Source organism: Stenotrophomonas sp. GL_101 (genome assembly GCF_057835675.1).
Window position 1 is genome coordinate 3,213,752 of sequence record NZ_CM174432.1, and the last position, 13,738, is coordinate 3,227,489.

Sequence of the window (13,738 nt, forward strand, 5' to 3'; positions counted from 1 at the left end):
GCACGCTACACCAGCGGCTGACGTAATGCGATACACGCCGCAGCGGGCGCGGCGCTGCCCTGCCCGCCCGATTCATGGCGCCGCCGCTTCGGCAGGCGTGTCGCGGTAGATGGTCAGGCCCTTCAGCGACTGCGCCGGCGCCGGGAAGAACAGGCTGGCCACGTAGCCGATCACGATGCACAGCAGGATCGAGATGGCCAGGTAGAAGTACGGGTGGACCAGGTTCATGCTCCAGCACACCAGGGTGATCAGGATCGAGCCGGCCACGCCGATCGCCACCCCCTGGGCATTGGCGCGGCGGGTGAACATGCCCAGCGTGTAGGCACCGGCAAAGCCGCCGCCCAGCAGGCCGGCCAGTTCGATGGAGACATCGAACAGCGAGTGGATGTCATAGCGGCTCATCACCAACGCAATGCCGATGCCGATCACGCCCACCCCTACTCCGGACCATTCGGCGACCCGCACCGCGGTCTTCTCATTCGGGTCCTTGACCAGCTTCTGGTAGAAGTCCACCGACACCAGCGTGGAGATGGAGTTGATGATGCTCGACAGGGTCGACATCGCCGCGGCGAAGATGCCGGCGATGATCAGCCCGGTCACCCCGGCCGGCAGTTCGGCGGCGATGAACAGCGGGAAGGTGGCATCGATGGGCAGCAACGGGTTCAGGCGTTCGGGATTGTCGCGGTAGTACATCCACAGGGCGGTGCCGATACCGTAGAACACGAAGCCACCCGGGACCATGATCGCCGCGAAGGTCCAGATCGAACGCCCGGCTTCCCGGTCCGACCGGGTGGACAGGGTGCGCTGCATCAGCACCTGGTCCTTGGGGAAGGTCAACACCACGTCGAACACCACCAGGAAGATGAAGCCCCACACCGTGGCCTTGGTCAGATCGAAGCTGAAGTCGAACAGCCGGGTCTTGTCCTCGGCGGCCACGGCACTGAGCAGTTGCGGCAGGTCGCCACTGGTCTGCATGAAAATGAAACCGATCGCAAACAGTGCCCCACCGAACATCACCAGCACCTGCACCACGTCGGTCCAGATCACCGCCTTGGAACCGCCCAGGGTGGAGTAGATGATGGTGAACACGCCCATCAGCATGATCGACCAGACCACGTCGACACCGGTGATGGTGGAGATCGCCAGGGCCGGCAGGAACAGGATCACGCTCATCCGGCTGCCGATCTGCATGATGATGCACAGCGCGCTGGACAGCATGCGGATCGCCGGGTGGAAGCGCGATTCCAGGTAGGAGAACACGCTCATCAGGTCCAGCCGGCGCAGCAGCGGAACGATCCAGACCGCCACGAACATCAGCCCTACCACGGCGATGAGGTTGTTGGTCATGTACTGCCAGTTGGTATCGAATGCCTTGGCCGGGATGGCGATGAAACTGATCGAACTGGTGTTGGTGGCATACAGGCTGATGCCGGCCGCCCAGAACGGAATCGAGCGCCCGCCGACGAAGAAATCGGCGGTGCTGGCGGTCTGGTCGCGCAGGTAGAAGTAGAACCCCATGCCGAGCATGGCCAGCAGGTAGACCGCGATTACCGCCCAGTCGAGCCAGCGCAGCAGATGCTTGCCGCCTTCGATCTCGGCGTACTGGAAGGTGCTGCCGGAGGCGCCCGGCGCGGCCCACAGCAGTCCGTTGCCCCAGGCCATGACCGCCAGCGGGTCGTTGATCGCGGCATCGTCATCCAGCGCGGCCCAGGCGTTGGTGATGGTGTGGAAGGTGCGCGCATGCACCTGGCCCTGGGCATTGCGCACCAGCATCAGCAGATGTGCCTGCCCCAGCGGCCGCATCGACCCGGCAACGATCTGGCCGCCCGGCGCGGCCAGCGCCTGCCAGCCGGTGTCGGTGCTCCACCGCCAGAACTGGTCGCTGCCGCCCTGCGCACCCGCGACAGCCGCGCTCACATACAGCGCGCCCTTCTGCGCCTGCAGGGCGCTTGGCATGCCCGCCTGCGGCCAGGTCGGCTGCCGTTGCCAGGACCGGTCCGCGGCGGAGAGGCTGCTGCGGTACAGCTGGGTGACACCGGCCGCGTCGGTGCCGGTCACATACAGCGCATCGTTGAATGCGGCCGCATGGGCAGCACCCAGCACGCTCGGCAATGCCATCGCCTCACCGGCCACCAGCGTGCCATTACGCAGGCCCACCGACTGCAGCACCGAGGTGGCCGCGCCCTGTCCTTCAAGCAGATACGTCCGGCCGGCCGCGCTCACGCTGCCCTGCAGTACGTCGCCTGTGTCCATGGCCGGACGCGCCAGCGGCTGCCAGGCCGTGTTGTCGGCGTCCAGCACCCAGGCGTTGTCCCTGCTGAAGGCCACCGTGCGACCGTCAACCGGCACCAGACCGGCGGCAGCGATCGGTTCGGGCAACGGCGGCAGGCTGCCGGATTTCACCGTCGTCAGGCTTTCCGCCGCCACCGTACCGCTGGCGGTCAGCACGATCACGGCGGTCAACAACCGCAGGCTGCGCACGCAGCGATGGAACAACGTTGAAGTGAACGCGGACGGTGCAGGCTTGAGCATGAGTCACCCGGGAAAAGCGCGACGAGGCCGGTGCAGGCCGTCACGCGGAAAATGGAAGTACGGAATGTGCCCGATGCCGCGGTCAGCCCACCGGTCCACCGGAGGCGGCAAGGATGGCCTCGGCCCGGCGCAGGAACGGCAGGTCGATCATCCGTCCTTCAAACAGGAACGCGCCATGCCCGTCGCGGGCGGCCTGTACCGAGGCGGCCACGATCCGGCGGGCTTCCTCGACCACGGCCGCCGGCATGCTGAAGATCGCGTTGGCAATGCCCACCTGGCGCGGATGGATGCAGCTCTTGCCGATGAACCCCAGCTCCTGCGCCATGCGTGCTTCCGCAGCGAATCCCTCGATATCGTCCACGTCCGGATAGGCGCCGTCACAGGCGAATACATTGGCTTCGGCCGCGGCGATCTTCACCGCAAACAGCGTGGCATGCACGTTGCCCCGATCGCGGCGGATGCCATTGGGCGCGAACAGGTCGCCCAGGCCCAGCTGCAGGCCGGCCACGCGCGGGTGGGCCGCGGCCAGTTCCGCGGCGGTGCGCAGGCCCTTGGGGGTTTCAATGTTGATCAACAGGCCGATCGGCTGCGCCACGGCGTTGTCCCGCTCAACCTGTTCCAACCGCGCGATCGCCGCCAGCAGCTGTGGCACCGATTCGATCTTGGGGAGATTGAGCAGGCTGACCCCCGGCAGCACCACCGCAGCCAGGTCGGCCTCGAAGTGCGGGCCATCGGTGGCATTGGTCCGCACGATCAGCCGTTTGCCGGTGGCGAGGGTATCGGGGCGTCGCAGGAAATCGGCGACGTGGCCGCGCGCCTGGGGCTTGCCCGCATCGGGAACCGAGTCCTCCAGGTCCAACGACAACGCATCGGCGTCGCCGGCCAGGGCCTTGTCGAACAATTCCGGGCGGGCGCCAGGAACGAAAAGCTTGCTGCGCATGATTTCCCCTCGTCAACCCGCGCAGTTTGCAGAATTGAAAAGGCTTGAAAAGCAGGGTCCCTGACCTTCATTGAATAGCGTTTGTTTCGATTGGACGGGCCCCGGATGCGGCTTCCGCCATCGGCCCGGCGCAGAAGCTCGCCGTTGCCGTCACAATCGACGACATTGGGCGGACAAGCTGGGGAGGTCCCGCCCCGCCCGGTTGCCGGTCAGGCAACCGGGCCGTCAGCGGGCGGCGTCATCCTTGCGAACCGGCCGCCGTGTCTGCGCATCATGAATCTTCTGGTCGGTCTGCCCAGGCCGCTGCTTGGCGGTTTCATCCTGTTTGCGGTCCTGCTGGCTTTCTTCGATGCCTTCCTGCTTGCCCTGCTGCGGGTCGTGTCGGGTCATGTCGGCTGCTCACTGGGATGGTAGCGCCACTCTGGCAGGGCAAGGGTGATGCAGCAGTCGCCGCCATGTGTGCGCCATGTCCGTGCGGCGGCCGCGCATCTCAATCGAGCTTCACCACCAGCTTGCCGAAGTTGCGGCCCTTGAGCAGACCAAAGAACGCCTCCGGTGCCTGCGCAAGCCCGGCCACGATGTCCTCGCGGTACTGCACCCGGCCGTCCTTCAACCATTGGCCCATGTCGGTGAGGAACTGCGGGAAAAGCGCATTGAAATCGGACTGGATGAAGCCGCGCACGGTCAGCCGCTGGCGCAGGACCTGGCTCATGAATCCCGGCAGCCGGTCCGGACCGGGCAGCACCGCGCCGCGCGCGTTGTAGGTGGCAATGGTGCCGCACACCGGGATACGGGCGAAGTCGTTGAGCAACGGTGCCACCGCCTCGAACACGTGGCCGCCCACGTTCTCGAAATACACATCGATGCCGTCTGGCACCGCGCGGCCCAGCTGCGCGGCGAAGTCCTCGGCGCGATGGTCCAGGGCTACGTCAAAACCCAGCGTTTCCAGATAGCGACGCTTCTGCTCGCCACCGGCAATGCCCACCGTGCGCGCGCCCTGCTGCCTGGCGATCTGCCCAACCGTCGCCCCGACCGGTCCGCTGGCAGCGGCCACCACCAGGGTTTCCCCCGGTTGCGGCTTGCCGATCTCGTGCAGCCCGGCGTACGCGGTGAATCCGGGCATGCCATGCACGCCCAGTGCGGTGCTGATCGGCAAGCCGTTGTCGCTCAGTCGGCGGGTAATGCTGTCGCCGGCGACGACGGCATGGGTCTGCCAGTTGCCGCCCGCCACCACGCGCTCGCCCACGCGCCACTGTGGATCGTTGGATGCCATCACCTCGGACACGGTGCGGCCCTCCATCACCGCCTCCAGGGCTACCGGCGGTGCGTACGACGGTCCCTCTTCCATGCGACCGCGCATGTAGGGGTCCAGCGACAGGTAGCGGTTGCGCAGCAGCACCTGGCCCGGGCCCAGTGCCGGCACCGGTACCTGTTCCAGGCGGAAATTGGCAGCCACCGGTTCGCCCTGTGGACGCGAGGCCAGTACCACGCGGGTGTTGGTGAGATCGTTCATCGGCAGCAGGCTCCATGCGGATCCAGAAGTAATCCCGACAGTAAGCCTTCGCGCAGCGTTGCAGGCGCCGGGCAAAACAGCGTTCCACCGATGCGGACCCACCACGCAGCCCGATCCCTTGCCGGGCGGTGATCGCGCACCAGGGTGGAACTACAGCATTCCACCGGCGCTGCAAGCCAGGCCCGGCTCAGCGTGATCGCCGCCATTGCAACGGGCTGATGCCCATCTGCATCCGGAACATGTAATTGAACGCCGACGCCGAGGCGTACCCCAGCTCGTGCGCGATCACCGTTGGCGAACGACCTTGCGCCAGCCATTGAATGGCACGCAACAGCCGCAGCCGGGTTCGCCAGGCACGCACGGTCATGCCGGTCTCGGCTTCGAAATGGCGCGCCAACGTGCGCGCCGAGGCCCCCAGCCGGGTCGCCCAGAACGCCATGTCACGCGCATCGCCGGGATGATCGTGCAGCGTCTGGCACCAGCGTTGCAGGCGCGGGTCGCGTGGCCAGGGCAACTGCAGCGCGTGGCGCGGCTGACGCGGCAGCTGGGCCACGATCAGGCCACACAGCGCAAGGTAGTACGCCGGGTCGGCGTCGGCCACGGTGCGGTCAAGCTCGACGATCAACTCACGCAACAGCGCGGTGACGTCCAGCACCACGCACTGGCTGGGCATGTGCGCACCGGCATCGTCGGCGACATACAGATTGCGGAACGCCGCCGCATCCAGTGCCCCGGTGTGGTGCAGCATGCCGGTCGGTACCCACAACGCCTGCTGCGGGGTGATCACGTGGCGTGCGTTGCCCGCGCTGGCCTGCAGCACCCCCTCGGTGGCGAACACCACCTGGTTCCAGTCATGCGCATGCGGGGGAAAACGCTCGCCCGCCGCCAGCTGCTGGCTGCGCGCTACCACCGGCCACGCCAGGGTGCGCAGCGCCGGGACCGGCACTTCGCGCCAGGGCGTCGCCGCCGAGGCGGCAGCGGATTGTCGTCTGGTCGACATCATGGGTCATTCTATCGAAAGACAGCGCCCCTCCTACCCGCCAGGATGAAATGGCCTGCCGCTGCCGTGCCACTGCCCATGCCTGCCTCCCCCGCGCGTCCCACCCCGCTTCGCCCCTGGCAGGTCATCAGCGCCGGCATCTGCGCCCTGGTGCTCACCGTGGGCCTGGCCCGCTTCGCCTACACCCCGCTGCTGCCGCTGATGCGCGTCGACGCCGGCCTGAGCGGCCGCCCAGGGCGGCTGGCTGGCCACCTTCAACTACCTGGGCTACCTGCTGGGTACCCTGCTGGTGGCGCGGGTGGGCGACATGCGGCAGAAGTTCCGCTTCTACCGGGTTGGCCTGCTGCTGGCGGTGGTCGCCACCGCGCTGATGGGCGCCACCACCCAGCCGTGGCTGTGGAGCGTGCTGCGGTTCGTCGCCGGGATGTCCAGCACCGCCGGCCTGCTGCTGGCCTCCGGGCTGGTGCTGAACTGGCTGCTGGCCCAGCAGCGGCGGCCGCGCCTGGGCCTGCATTTTGCCGGGCTGGGGCTGGGCATCGCGGTGTCCGGGCTGGCCACGGCGGCCTTGGCCGGGCACGCCAACTCCAGCGGCCAGTGGCTGTGGCTGGGCGCGTTGGGCGTGCTGTTCCTGGTACCGGCCTGGGCCTGGATGCCCGCGCCATTGCCGGCTTCGGCCCAGCAAGTGGTGGCCGCTCCGCCCCCGCCCGGCCCGCGCTGGCGCCGGCTGCTGATTGCCGCGTATTTCTGCGCCGGCTTCGGCTTCGTGGTCAGCGCTACCTTCATCGTCGCCATCCTTGAACAGACCGACGCATTCAGTGGCCATGGCAGCGCGGTCTGGGTGCTGGTCGGACTGGCGGCCGTGCCGTCCACCTTCGGCTGGGACGGGTTGGCCGCGCGGATCGGCATGATCCGCGCGCTGATGCTGGCCTTCGCCCTGCAGGCGGTGTCGTTCGTGCTGCCGCTGCTGGACGATGGCCTGGCCGCCGGGCTGGGCAGCGCGCTGCTGTTCGGCCTGACCTTCGCCGGCATCGTCAGCCTCACCCTCACCGTGGTTGGCCGGCACTACCCGCACAATCCGGCCAGGGCCATGGCCACCCTCACGCTCAGCTATGGCGTGGCGCAGATCATCGCACCGGCGCTGGCCGGCACCCTCGCCCGCGACAGCGGCTCGTACCAGGCATCGCTGCTGGTGGCCGCGATCATCATGGCGATCGGGATCGCGCTGTTGTGGTGCATGCCCGACGACGCGCCGCAGCCCGCGCGCTGACCGCCCGCCGCACACGCGCATGAACCGATGTTCATGCCGACGCCGACCTGCGCCACCAAGCGGGATCAGGCACTTGCGACGCCGTCATCCAGGCCGCCGCCACAAATGTGAAATTTTTTGCACGAAAGGCTTGCCGAACCTCCCATACCTCCGTATTATTCGCGTCCTCGCCAGCCGCAACGCAGCGATGAAGTGGCCGAGTAGCTCAGTTGGTAGAGCAGGGGATTGAAAATCCCCGTGTCGGCGGTTCGATTCCGTCCTCGGCCACCATAAATTCAAATGACCTGCAGAAATGCAGGTCATTTTTTTTGCCTTGGCCAAACGTGCATGGCGTTCGCGCAGCGCGTCCGGATGGGCGCGGTCCGACGCGAACTTGATCAAAGCAATGATCACCACGCGCTTGGCGCAGGATCGGCGAATCAACGCGCCGGCCAACCTCATGCCAGCGTGTTGGCGTTGCAACAGGCCGTGGGCACAATGGGGGTCACTGTCATTGAACAAGGATGTCCCATGCGTGCAAGCCTGATTCTGCCTGCCCTGTTGCTGTGCGCCAGTTGTGCGCACCGCAGCGTTGTTGCGCCGCCCCTTGTGCCCGGCTGGATCACCCCCGCCGAAGCGGTGCATGCCGCCAATGATGATCCCGAGCGCGGCATCAGCGGCACCTTCGTGTTCACCGTGCGGAACGTGGACCAGACCGACGATCGCCTCTACCTCAACAGCGAACGCGACTACCGCCATCAGACCGCGTTGAACGTGTCGCTAGACGCCGCCCAGCGCGACGCCCTGCAGGCACAGCTCGGCATCCCGTTGGACCGTCTGGTCAATCGCCGCCTGCTGGTCCAGGGCACCGCACGCCGGACCACCATCGCCTTCGTCAGCGAGGGCAAGCAGAGCGGCAAGTATTATTTCCAGACGCGGGTGCGGGTAACCCATCCCCGGCAGATACGTTTCGCGCCCTGAACCAGGCCGCATCGCTGCAGGACGCCGCGCCGCCGGCGCATGACGGAAACTTCACATTTCGCGCCCGCCCTGCCCCTAAGCTCGGGCGGTCCTGCCGGGAGTGCTGTTGATGCGCATGCGTGGTTCCTTGATTGCCCTTCTGCTTGCGATGGCAGCCGCGCCTGCGTGGGCGGCTGCGCCGGTCACTTCGGTGCAGACTTTCGACATGGACCGCTACGCCGGGCAGTGGCATGAGATCGCGCACCTGCCGGTGTCCTTCCAGAAAAAATGCGTGGGCGATATCACCGCCACCTACAGCCTGCGCGCCGATGGCCGTATCAGCGTGCACAACGCGTGTCGCATCGACGATGGCGAGCGCATCGTCGCCGAGGGCGTGGCACGGCCGGTGCAAGGCCATCCCGGGCAACTGCAGGTGCGCTTCGTGCCCGATTGGCTGTCCTGGGTACCGCTGGTGTGGGCCGACTACTGGGTGATCGCGCTGGACCCGGAGTACCAGTGGGCCTTGGTGGGCGATCCGGACCGCAAGTACCTGTGGATCCTGTCGCGCTCGCCGAGCATGGACACCGCGCTGTTCGCGCAGATCAAGGCCAGGGCCGAAGCGATGGGCTACGACCTGGCGCCGTTGCGGGTGATGGCGCCACTGGACTGAGCGGCGCGCCGCCTAGTGCTTGGCCTTGTTTCGATAGTCCAGCGGTGGTTCCCGGCGATCCAGCAACGGCACGTAGCGGAACTGCGCACCGCGACGCTGCTCGAATTCACGCTTGGCTTCGGCCACCGTCTGCGGTGACTGCAGCAGTGCCACCGTGGCCAGTGCCAAGGCACGCGCCGCATTGAGCGCGCCCTTGTCGCCGATCGGCGCGCCCGAGGCGGCCACCGCCTGCCAGCTGTGCGCGGGCGTGCCCGGCACCCAGGTCGCCGTGCTCAGGCCCACCGTGGGTACGTTCCAGCTCACATCACCGACATCGGTGGATGCCCCGCCTGCGCGGTCTGCCTGATACGGTTCCAGCACGGCGGCGTCAGCCAACGCCGGACGCTGCTGCAGGCTCTGTTGCAGTTGTGTGGCGAAGGCGGTATCGGCGCTGTCGTAGATCACTCCGCCCACGCGCAGCAGCGAACGCTGCATCAGCTGGCCCAGCACGTCGTTGGGCAGCAGCGAATAGACCCCACCGGTGGGCTCGAAACTGACCTCGGTACCGGTGCCCATCGCGGCGCCCCGAGCGGCCAGCTGCAGCCGCTCGATCACCTCGCGGACCACCGCCGGGTCGACATGGCGGACGTAGTAGTAGGCTTCGGCGGCATCGGGCACCACGTTGGGCGCGGCCCCGCCGTTGGAGATCACGTAATGGATGCGGGTGCCATCGGGCACATGCTCGCGCATCATGTTGGCCATCACGTTGAGCGCTTCCACGCCGTCCAGCGCCGAACGGCCCCGATCGGGCGCCAGCGCCGCATGCGCCGCAGTGCCCTTGAAGCGGAACTTGCCGCTGATGTTGGCCAGGCTGGTGCCCTGCGCTGCGGAGTTCTGCGCTGCGGGATGCCAATGCAGGGCAACATCGACATCGTCGAACAGGCCGGCGCGGGTCATGTACACCTTGCCGCTGCCGCCTTCTTCGGCGGGCGTACCATACACGCGGACTTCGCCGTCGCTGCCGCTGGCGTTCAACCAGTGCGCCACTGCCTGCGCCGCGCCCACCACCGCCGCGCCGAACAGGTTGTGTCCGCAGGCCTGTCCGGCCTCCTGGCCGGGAATGGGGCTGCGCGTGGGCAGCGCGGCCTGCGACATGCCCGGCAACGCATCCATCTCGGCCAGCAGTGCAATGACCGGGCCGTTGCCGCGTTTGCCGTAGCGCGCCACGAACGCGGTGGGCATGCCGGCCACGCCGGCCTCGACGCGGAATCCGGCCTTGCGCAGCTCTTGCTGCAGCAGTGCCGACGCCTCGGTTTCCTGGTAGCCCAGCTCGGGCCGGGCCCACAGCGCGCGCCCGACTTCGGCCTGGCGCGGGGCGTAAGCATCCACCGCAGCCAACACGCTGTCGGGGGCGTCGGCGGCAACCGCCGGCAGGCTCGACACCATGCCCAGCAGCACCGCCAGCAGCGCGCGCGGTGGCAAGCGCGTCATCGCGGCCATCTCAGTAGAACCGCACATTGTCGATCTCGAACCAGATCTTCGTGCCGGCCGGGCCGGTACCGTTGATCACAAGTTGCTGCACGTCATCGCCCCGCCACGCCGGCAGCGGGCCCTTGCCGCGGTAAGGCGGCTGCCCCTGCAGCACGCTGAACGGAATCTCCAGCGTCTGCCACGCGCCACTGGCCAACAGCGGCGCCACCCAGCGCTTGCCGTCCAGCCCGCGCGCTTCCAGCCGCAGAGTGGCATCGCCGCGCACGTCCACGCGCACGCCTTGCCAGCCACGCAGGTCCACCGGGGCCACCGAGCCCCGGCTCAGCGGCAGGATCACCGCGGCATACGCGTCCTCCTTGCTGGACAGCCTGGCCTGCATCGACAAGGCCCTGCCACCGCTCTCGCGGTCAATCACGTCGGTGACCTGCACGGTGCGATCATTGCCGCCATCGGCATCGTCATTGCGCAGCGTATCCAGCGCGGTGCGCTGGTCGGCGCGTTCAAAATCATCCACCAGCGCGTCGATGCGCAACGGCGGCAGCAACGTCGCCCGGTTGCCGGCCGGCAGCGTCACGCCCTTGCCCACCACCTGGCGCCCGGCGACGTACACCTGCTCGGTGTTGCGCACGTCGCTGATGTTCTGCCAGGGCCGGCCCTTGACCAGCAGCAGGTCGGCACGCTTGCCCACTTCGATGGTGCCGCGATCGGCCAGCGCCAGCGCCTCGGCACTGGCGGCGGTGCCGGCCTGCAGGGCCTCGCTCGGGCTCAGCCCGGCCTGGACGAACAGTTCCAGCTCACGCAGGGTGGAATCGCCGTGCGGGGTACCGGTCATGCCGGCATCGGTGCCGAGCACGATCGGGATGCCGGCGTCGTGCAGGATCTTGACATTGCGCAACGCGTTGGCGAAGTTCTGCTCGCGCTGGCGATAGGCCTCGGTGCCGGCGCGCGCCTTGCCGCTGCCGTCCACCCGCTCGGGCAGGTACACCGCCAGCGAGGGCGAATAGCGCGTGCCGTGCTGCTTCATCAGCGCGATCAGCTCGGTGTCGGCCACCCCATCCTGCACACTGTGGGCAAGCGCATCCACCCCGGCACGCGCGGCGGTCTTGCCGCGCTTGACCATCACCGTATGGGTGAACACGCGCAGGTGCTGGCGATGCGCCTCGTCCACCAGTGCGGCCAGGGTCTCCTGGTCCATGCTGCTGTTGTCGGCCGCATTGGAGTAGCGCCACCCGTCGGTGAACGCCTTGATGAAATCGGGCTGGTAGGCGGCCACCTGCTTCACCGCCGCGGTGGCGGCCTCGGGCGAGTTGACCCAGCGCGTGGTGTTCTCATCGCCCCAGTCGGCACCATGGCCAAGCGGCGTACTCATGCGCGCGGCGAACTTCACCTCCGGCGCATCGATCGTCTGCAGCCAGGCGCGGCGCGGCGCGTACGCTTCAGGCGGTTGATGAAAATCACTGACCGTGGTCACGCCCGCGGCCAGATAGCGGTTGGCGATCTGCGGCAAGGTTGCCGGCTGCGCGTTGGGCGTCCAGTGGGTGTGCAGGTCGAACAGACCCGGCAGCAGCGCCTGTCCCCGGGCATCCACCTGGCGTGTCTGCGGCGGCGCCTTCAGGCCGTCGCCGATCGCGGCGATGCGGCCATCCTGGACCAGCACGCTGGCCGCATACGGTGCGCGCCCGGTGCCGTCGAAGATCATTGCATGGCGGATCAGCACGTCGTTGTCGGCGGCGTTGGCCACCACGCACGCCTGTGCGCTGCCCAACAACACGGCGGTAACCAGCGACAGGCGGCGGGTACGGGACACGGTCAAGGGCATGCGGGCATCCTGGGTCATTGCAGTGAGCGCGGAGCGCTGTGGAAGGCGTTGTGCGGGGTGCGCAGCCAGACATCGTTACCCTGCTGCTCCACCTCCAGGCCCAGGCTGAGCGCAACGCTGCGCGCGAACCCCAGCGGGTCGTTGGCCGAGTACAGCCCCACGATGCGTCGGCTGCCCACCAGGGGGTCGTCGATCATGATGCGCACGTCGCTGTAGCGCAGGAACTGCGCAGCGGCCACCGACAAGGTGTCGCCGTTGAAGGAGAGCATGCCCTCGCGCCACGCCAGCTGCTGGTCCAGGTCGTCATGGCCGACGCTTTCGATGCGGATGCCGTGGCTGCGGTTGGCCAGCGCGCGGTGGTTGGCCTGCAGCCGGGTCGGCGCGACCGCACCGGTGGCATTGGCCACATCGACGATGCCCTCGCGGACCAGCACCTCCACGCCACGGGTGCGCTGCTCGTTGAGGCTCACCGAGAAACTGGTACCGACCGCGGTGACCGCGGTATCGCGCGCGGTCACCACGAACGGACGCTGCCGGTTCTTGGCCACGTCGAACAAGGCTTCCCCCCGCAGCAGGGTGATCTCGCGGCGCGTGTCGGTGTAATGCACGCGCACCGCCGCCCCCGAATCCAGCGTCACCGCCGAACCATCGGCCAGCGGCACACGTAGGATCTCGCCCTTGCGGGTCAGGTGGTAGTCGCCGGCATCGCTGTGTTCGTGCACGCCCAGCGCCAACAGGCACAGCGACGCGGCGAGGCCCAGCGCCCACTGCTGGCGCGGATGCGGCATGCGGGCTCGGGTGGCGTTGGGCACCCGGTCGGCGCTGCCCAGCGCGCGTGCGCGGCCGGTGCGCGCATACACCGCGTGCGCCCGCGCGTAGGCACCGAAGTGACGACGATCGGCCTGCAGCCAGTGGTCGCGCGCGACCACCTCCTCGGCCAACAGCGGGCCGCGATCCTCGCGCGCCACCCAACGGGCGGCCTGCTCATCGATCGGGTTTTCAACGGCGCCTTGCATGGACCGCCTCCGTGTTGTCCGGTTTCCCTGTGGACCGTGCATTGCCTGCATCCTGTTTCATCGATTCCATCAACAACCGAATACCCTTGCACACGTGCTTTTCCACCGTGTTCTCGCTGATCTGCATGCGCTCGGCGATTTCCCGCTGCGAGAAGCCTTCGACCCGTCGCAGCACGAATGCCTCGCGGCATTTACCCGGCAATTGTGCGATCAGCGCGGTGACCTTGTTGAGTTCCTGGCGCGAAGACGCCAGCCGTTCCGGTGAGGCTTCCTCACCGCTGATCGGCAGCCGATCGAACTCGGCCACCGTTTCCATCGAGACCACCTGCGCGCGGCGCAGCTGCTGCAGCACCACCGATTGCGCCACCTTGTAGACGTACGCGCGCGGTTGCAGCACATGCGACACGTCGGCCAGCGCGGCCAGGATCGCGTAGGTTTCCTGGATCACATCGTCCACGTCCTGCGCCTGCGCCATGCGTCGGCGCAGCCAGTCGCGCAGGCCCTGCTCGTACGGCAGGACATGTTCGGCCAACCACAACGCCCGCTCTGCTGCCAATGTCGCGCCCATTGAA

The 13,738-nt window shown here is 67.8% G+C and carries 12 protein-coding genes and 1 tRNA gene; 4 read left to right on the forward strand and 9 right to left on the reverse strand.

The genetic code is table 11. The features are described 5' to 3' along the window. Positions 1-72 precede the first annotated feature (72 nt). From AC3IR9_RS14240 to AC3IR9_RS14260, 5 genes are all read right to left on the reverse strand, one after another. Positions 73-2,532, reverse strand: a complete 2,460-nt coding sequence (locus AC3IR9_RS14240) for a sodium:solute symporter family protein (RefSeq protein ID WP_489291430.1) — start codon at positions 2,530-2,532, stop codon at positions 73-75. A gap of 82 nt (positions 2,533-2,614) precedes the next feature. Continuing rightward, on the reverse strand, positions 2,615-3,472 hold the full coding sequence (locus AC3IR9_RS14245) for an HpcH/HpaI aldolase/citrate lyase family protein (RefSeq protein WP_489291432.1): 858 nt from the start codon (positions 3,470-3,472) through the stop codon (positions 2,615-2,617). A 225-nt stretch (positions 3,473-3,697) separates the two neighbouring features. Then, a complete protein-coding gene (locus AC3IR9_RS14250; protein WP_489291433.1) occupies positions 3,698-3,862 on the reverse strand; it encodes a hypothetical protein in 165 nt (54 codons plus the stop codon). Positions 3,863-3,962: 100 nt separating this feature from the next. Next, a complete protein-coding gene (locus AC3IR9_RS14255; RefSeq protein WP_489291435.1) occupies positions 3,963-4,985 on the reverse strand; it encodes an NADP-dependent oxidoreductase in 1,023 nt (340 codons plus the stop codon). Positions 4,986-5,172: 187 nt separating this feature from the next. Next, entirely contained in the window at positions 5,173-5,988 is an 816-nt protein-coding gene (locus tag AC3IR9_RS14260) for an AraC family transcriptional regulator (RefSeq protein WP_489291437.1), read from the reverse strand. Positions 5,989-6,274: 286 nt separating this feature from the next. Between AC3IR9_RS14260 and AC3IR9_RS14265 the strand changes: the two genes are divergently transcribed. From AC3IR9_RS14265 to AC3IR9_RS14280, 4 genes are all read left to right on the forward strand, one after another. After that, on the forward strand, positions 6,275-7,252 hold the full coding sequence (locus tag AC3IR9_RS14265; RefSeq protein WP_489291439.1) for a YbfB/YjiJ family MFS transporter: 978 nt from the start codon (positions 6,275-6,277) through the stop codon (positions 7,250-7,252). 194 nt (positions 7,253-7,446) lie between these two features. Beyond that, positions 7,447-7,522, forward strand: a tRNA-Phe gene (locus AC3IR9_RS14270). A gap of 240 nt (positions 7,523-7,762) precedes the next feature. After that, a complete protein-coding gene (locus AC3IR9_RS14275; RefSeq protein WP_489291440.1) occupies positions 7,763-8,212 on the forward strand; it encodes a hypothetical protein in 450 nt (149 codons plus the stop codon). 115 nt (positions 8,213-8,327) lie between these two features. Beyond that, on the forward strand, positions 8,328-8,861 hold the full coding sequence (locus AC3IR9_RS14280) for a lipocalin family protein (RefSeq protein WP_489295839.1): 534 nt from the start codon (positions 8,328-8,330) through the stop codon (positions 8,859-8,861). A gap of 12 nt (positions 8,862-8,873) precedes the next feature. On the opposite strand, the gene AC3IR9_RS14285 is transcribed toward AC3IR9_RS14280, so the two are convergent. Genes AC3IR9_RS14285 through AC3IR9_RS14300 form a run of 4 tightly spaced genes read right to left on the reverse strand, consistent with a single transcriptional unit; the run spans position 8,874 to position 13,734 of the window. Beyond that, positions 8,874-10,331 carry an amidohydrolase gene (locus AC3IR9_RS14285; protein ID WP_489291441.1) on the reverse strand — a complete coding sequence of 486 codons (1,458 nt, stop codon included), beginning with the start codon at positions 10,329-10,331 and terminating at the stop codon, positions 8,874-8,876. Positions 10,332-10,341: 10 nt separating this feature from the next. Next, positions 10,342-12,150: an amidohydrolase family protein gene (locus tag AC3IR9_RS14290; protein WP_489291443.1), complete on the reverse strand. Its 1,809-nt coding sequence runs from the start codon at positions 12,148-12,150 to the stop codon at positions 10,342-10,344. A 14-nt stretch (positions 12,151-12,164) separates the two neighbouring features. Further along, positions 12,165-13,166 carry a FecR family protein gene (locus tag AC3IR9_RS14295; protein WP_489291445.1) on the reverse strand — a complete coding sequence of 334 codons (1,002 nt, stop codon included), beginning with the start codon at positions 13,164-13,166 and terminating at the stop codon, positions 12,165-12,167. Continuing rightward, a complete protein-coding gene (locus AC3IR9_RS14300) occupies positions 13,150-13,734 on the reverse strand; it encodes an RNA polymerase sigma factor (RefSeq protein WP_489291446.1) in 585 nt (194 codons plus the stop codon). The genes AC3IR9_RS14295 and AC3IR9_RS14300 overlap by 17 nt, the downstream gene beginning before the upstream one ends. Positions 13,735-13,738 lie beyond the last annotated feature (4 nt).

Bases quoted from the DNA above. Each gene is read 5' to 3' on its own strand.
- AC3IR9_RS14240 (WP_489291430.1), bottom strand. From the start codon at position 2,532: ATGCTCAAGCCTGCACCGTCCGCGTTCACTTCAACGTTGTTCCATCGC.
- AC3IR9_RS14245 (WP_489291432.1), bottom strand. From the start codon at position 3,472: ATGCGCAGCAAGCTTTTCGTTCCTGGCGCCCGCCCGGAATTGTTCGAC.
- AC3IR9_RS14250 (WP_489291433.1), bottom strand. From the start codon at position 3,862: ATGACCCGACACGACCCGCAGCAGGGCAAGCAGGAAGGCATCGAAGAA.
- AC3IR9_RS14255 (WP_489291435.1), bottom strand. From the start codon at position 4,985: ATGAACGATCTCACCAACACCCGCGTGGTACTGGCCTCGCGTCCACAG.
- AC3IR9_RS14260 (WP_489291437.1), bottom strand. From the start codon at position 5,988: ATGATGTCGACCAGACGACAATCCGCTGCCGCCTCGGCGGCGACGCCC.
- AC3IR9_RS14275 (WP_489291440.1), top strand. From the start codon at position 7,763: ATGCGTGCAAGCCTGATTCTGCCTGCCCTGTTGCTGTGCGCCAGTTGT.
- AC3IR9_RS14280 (WP_489295839.1), top strand. From the start codon at position 8,328: ATGCGTGGTTCCTTGATTGCCCTTCTGCTTGCGATGGCAGCCGCGCCT.
- AC3IR9_RS14285 (WP_489291441.1), bottom strand. From the start codon at position 10,331: ATGACGCGCTTGCCACCGCGCGCGCTGCTGGCGGTGCTGCTGGGCATG.
- AC3IR9_RS14290 (WP_489291443.1), bottom strand. From the start codon at position 12,150: ATGCCCTTGACCGTGTCCCGTACCCGCCGCCTGTCGCTGGTTACCGCC.
- AC3IR9_RS14295 (WP_489291445.1), bottom strand. From the start codon at position 13,166: ATGCAAGGCGCCGTTGAAAACCCGATCGATGAGCAGGCCGCCCGTTGG.
- AC3IR9_RS14300 (WP_489291446.1), bottom strand. From the start codon at position 13,734: ATGGGCGCGACATTGGCAGCAGAGCGGGCGTTGTGGTTGGCCGAACAT.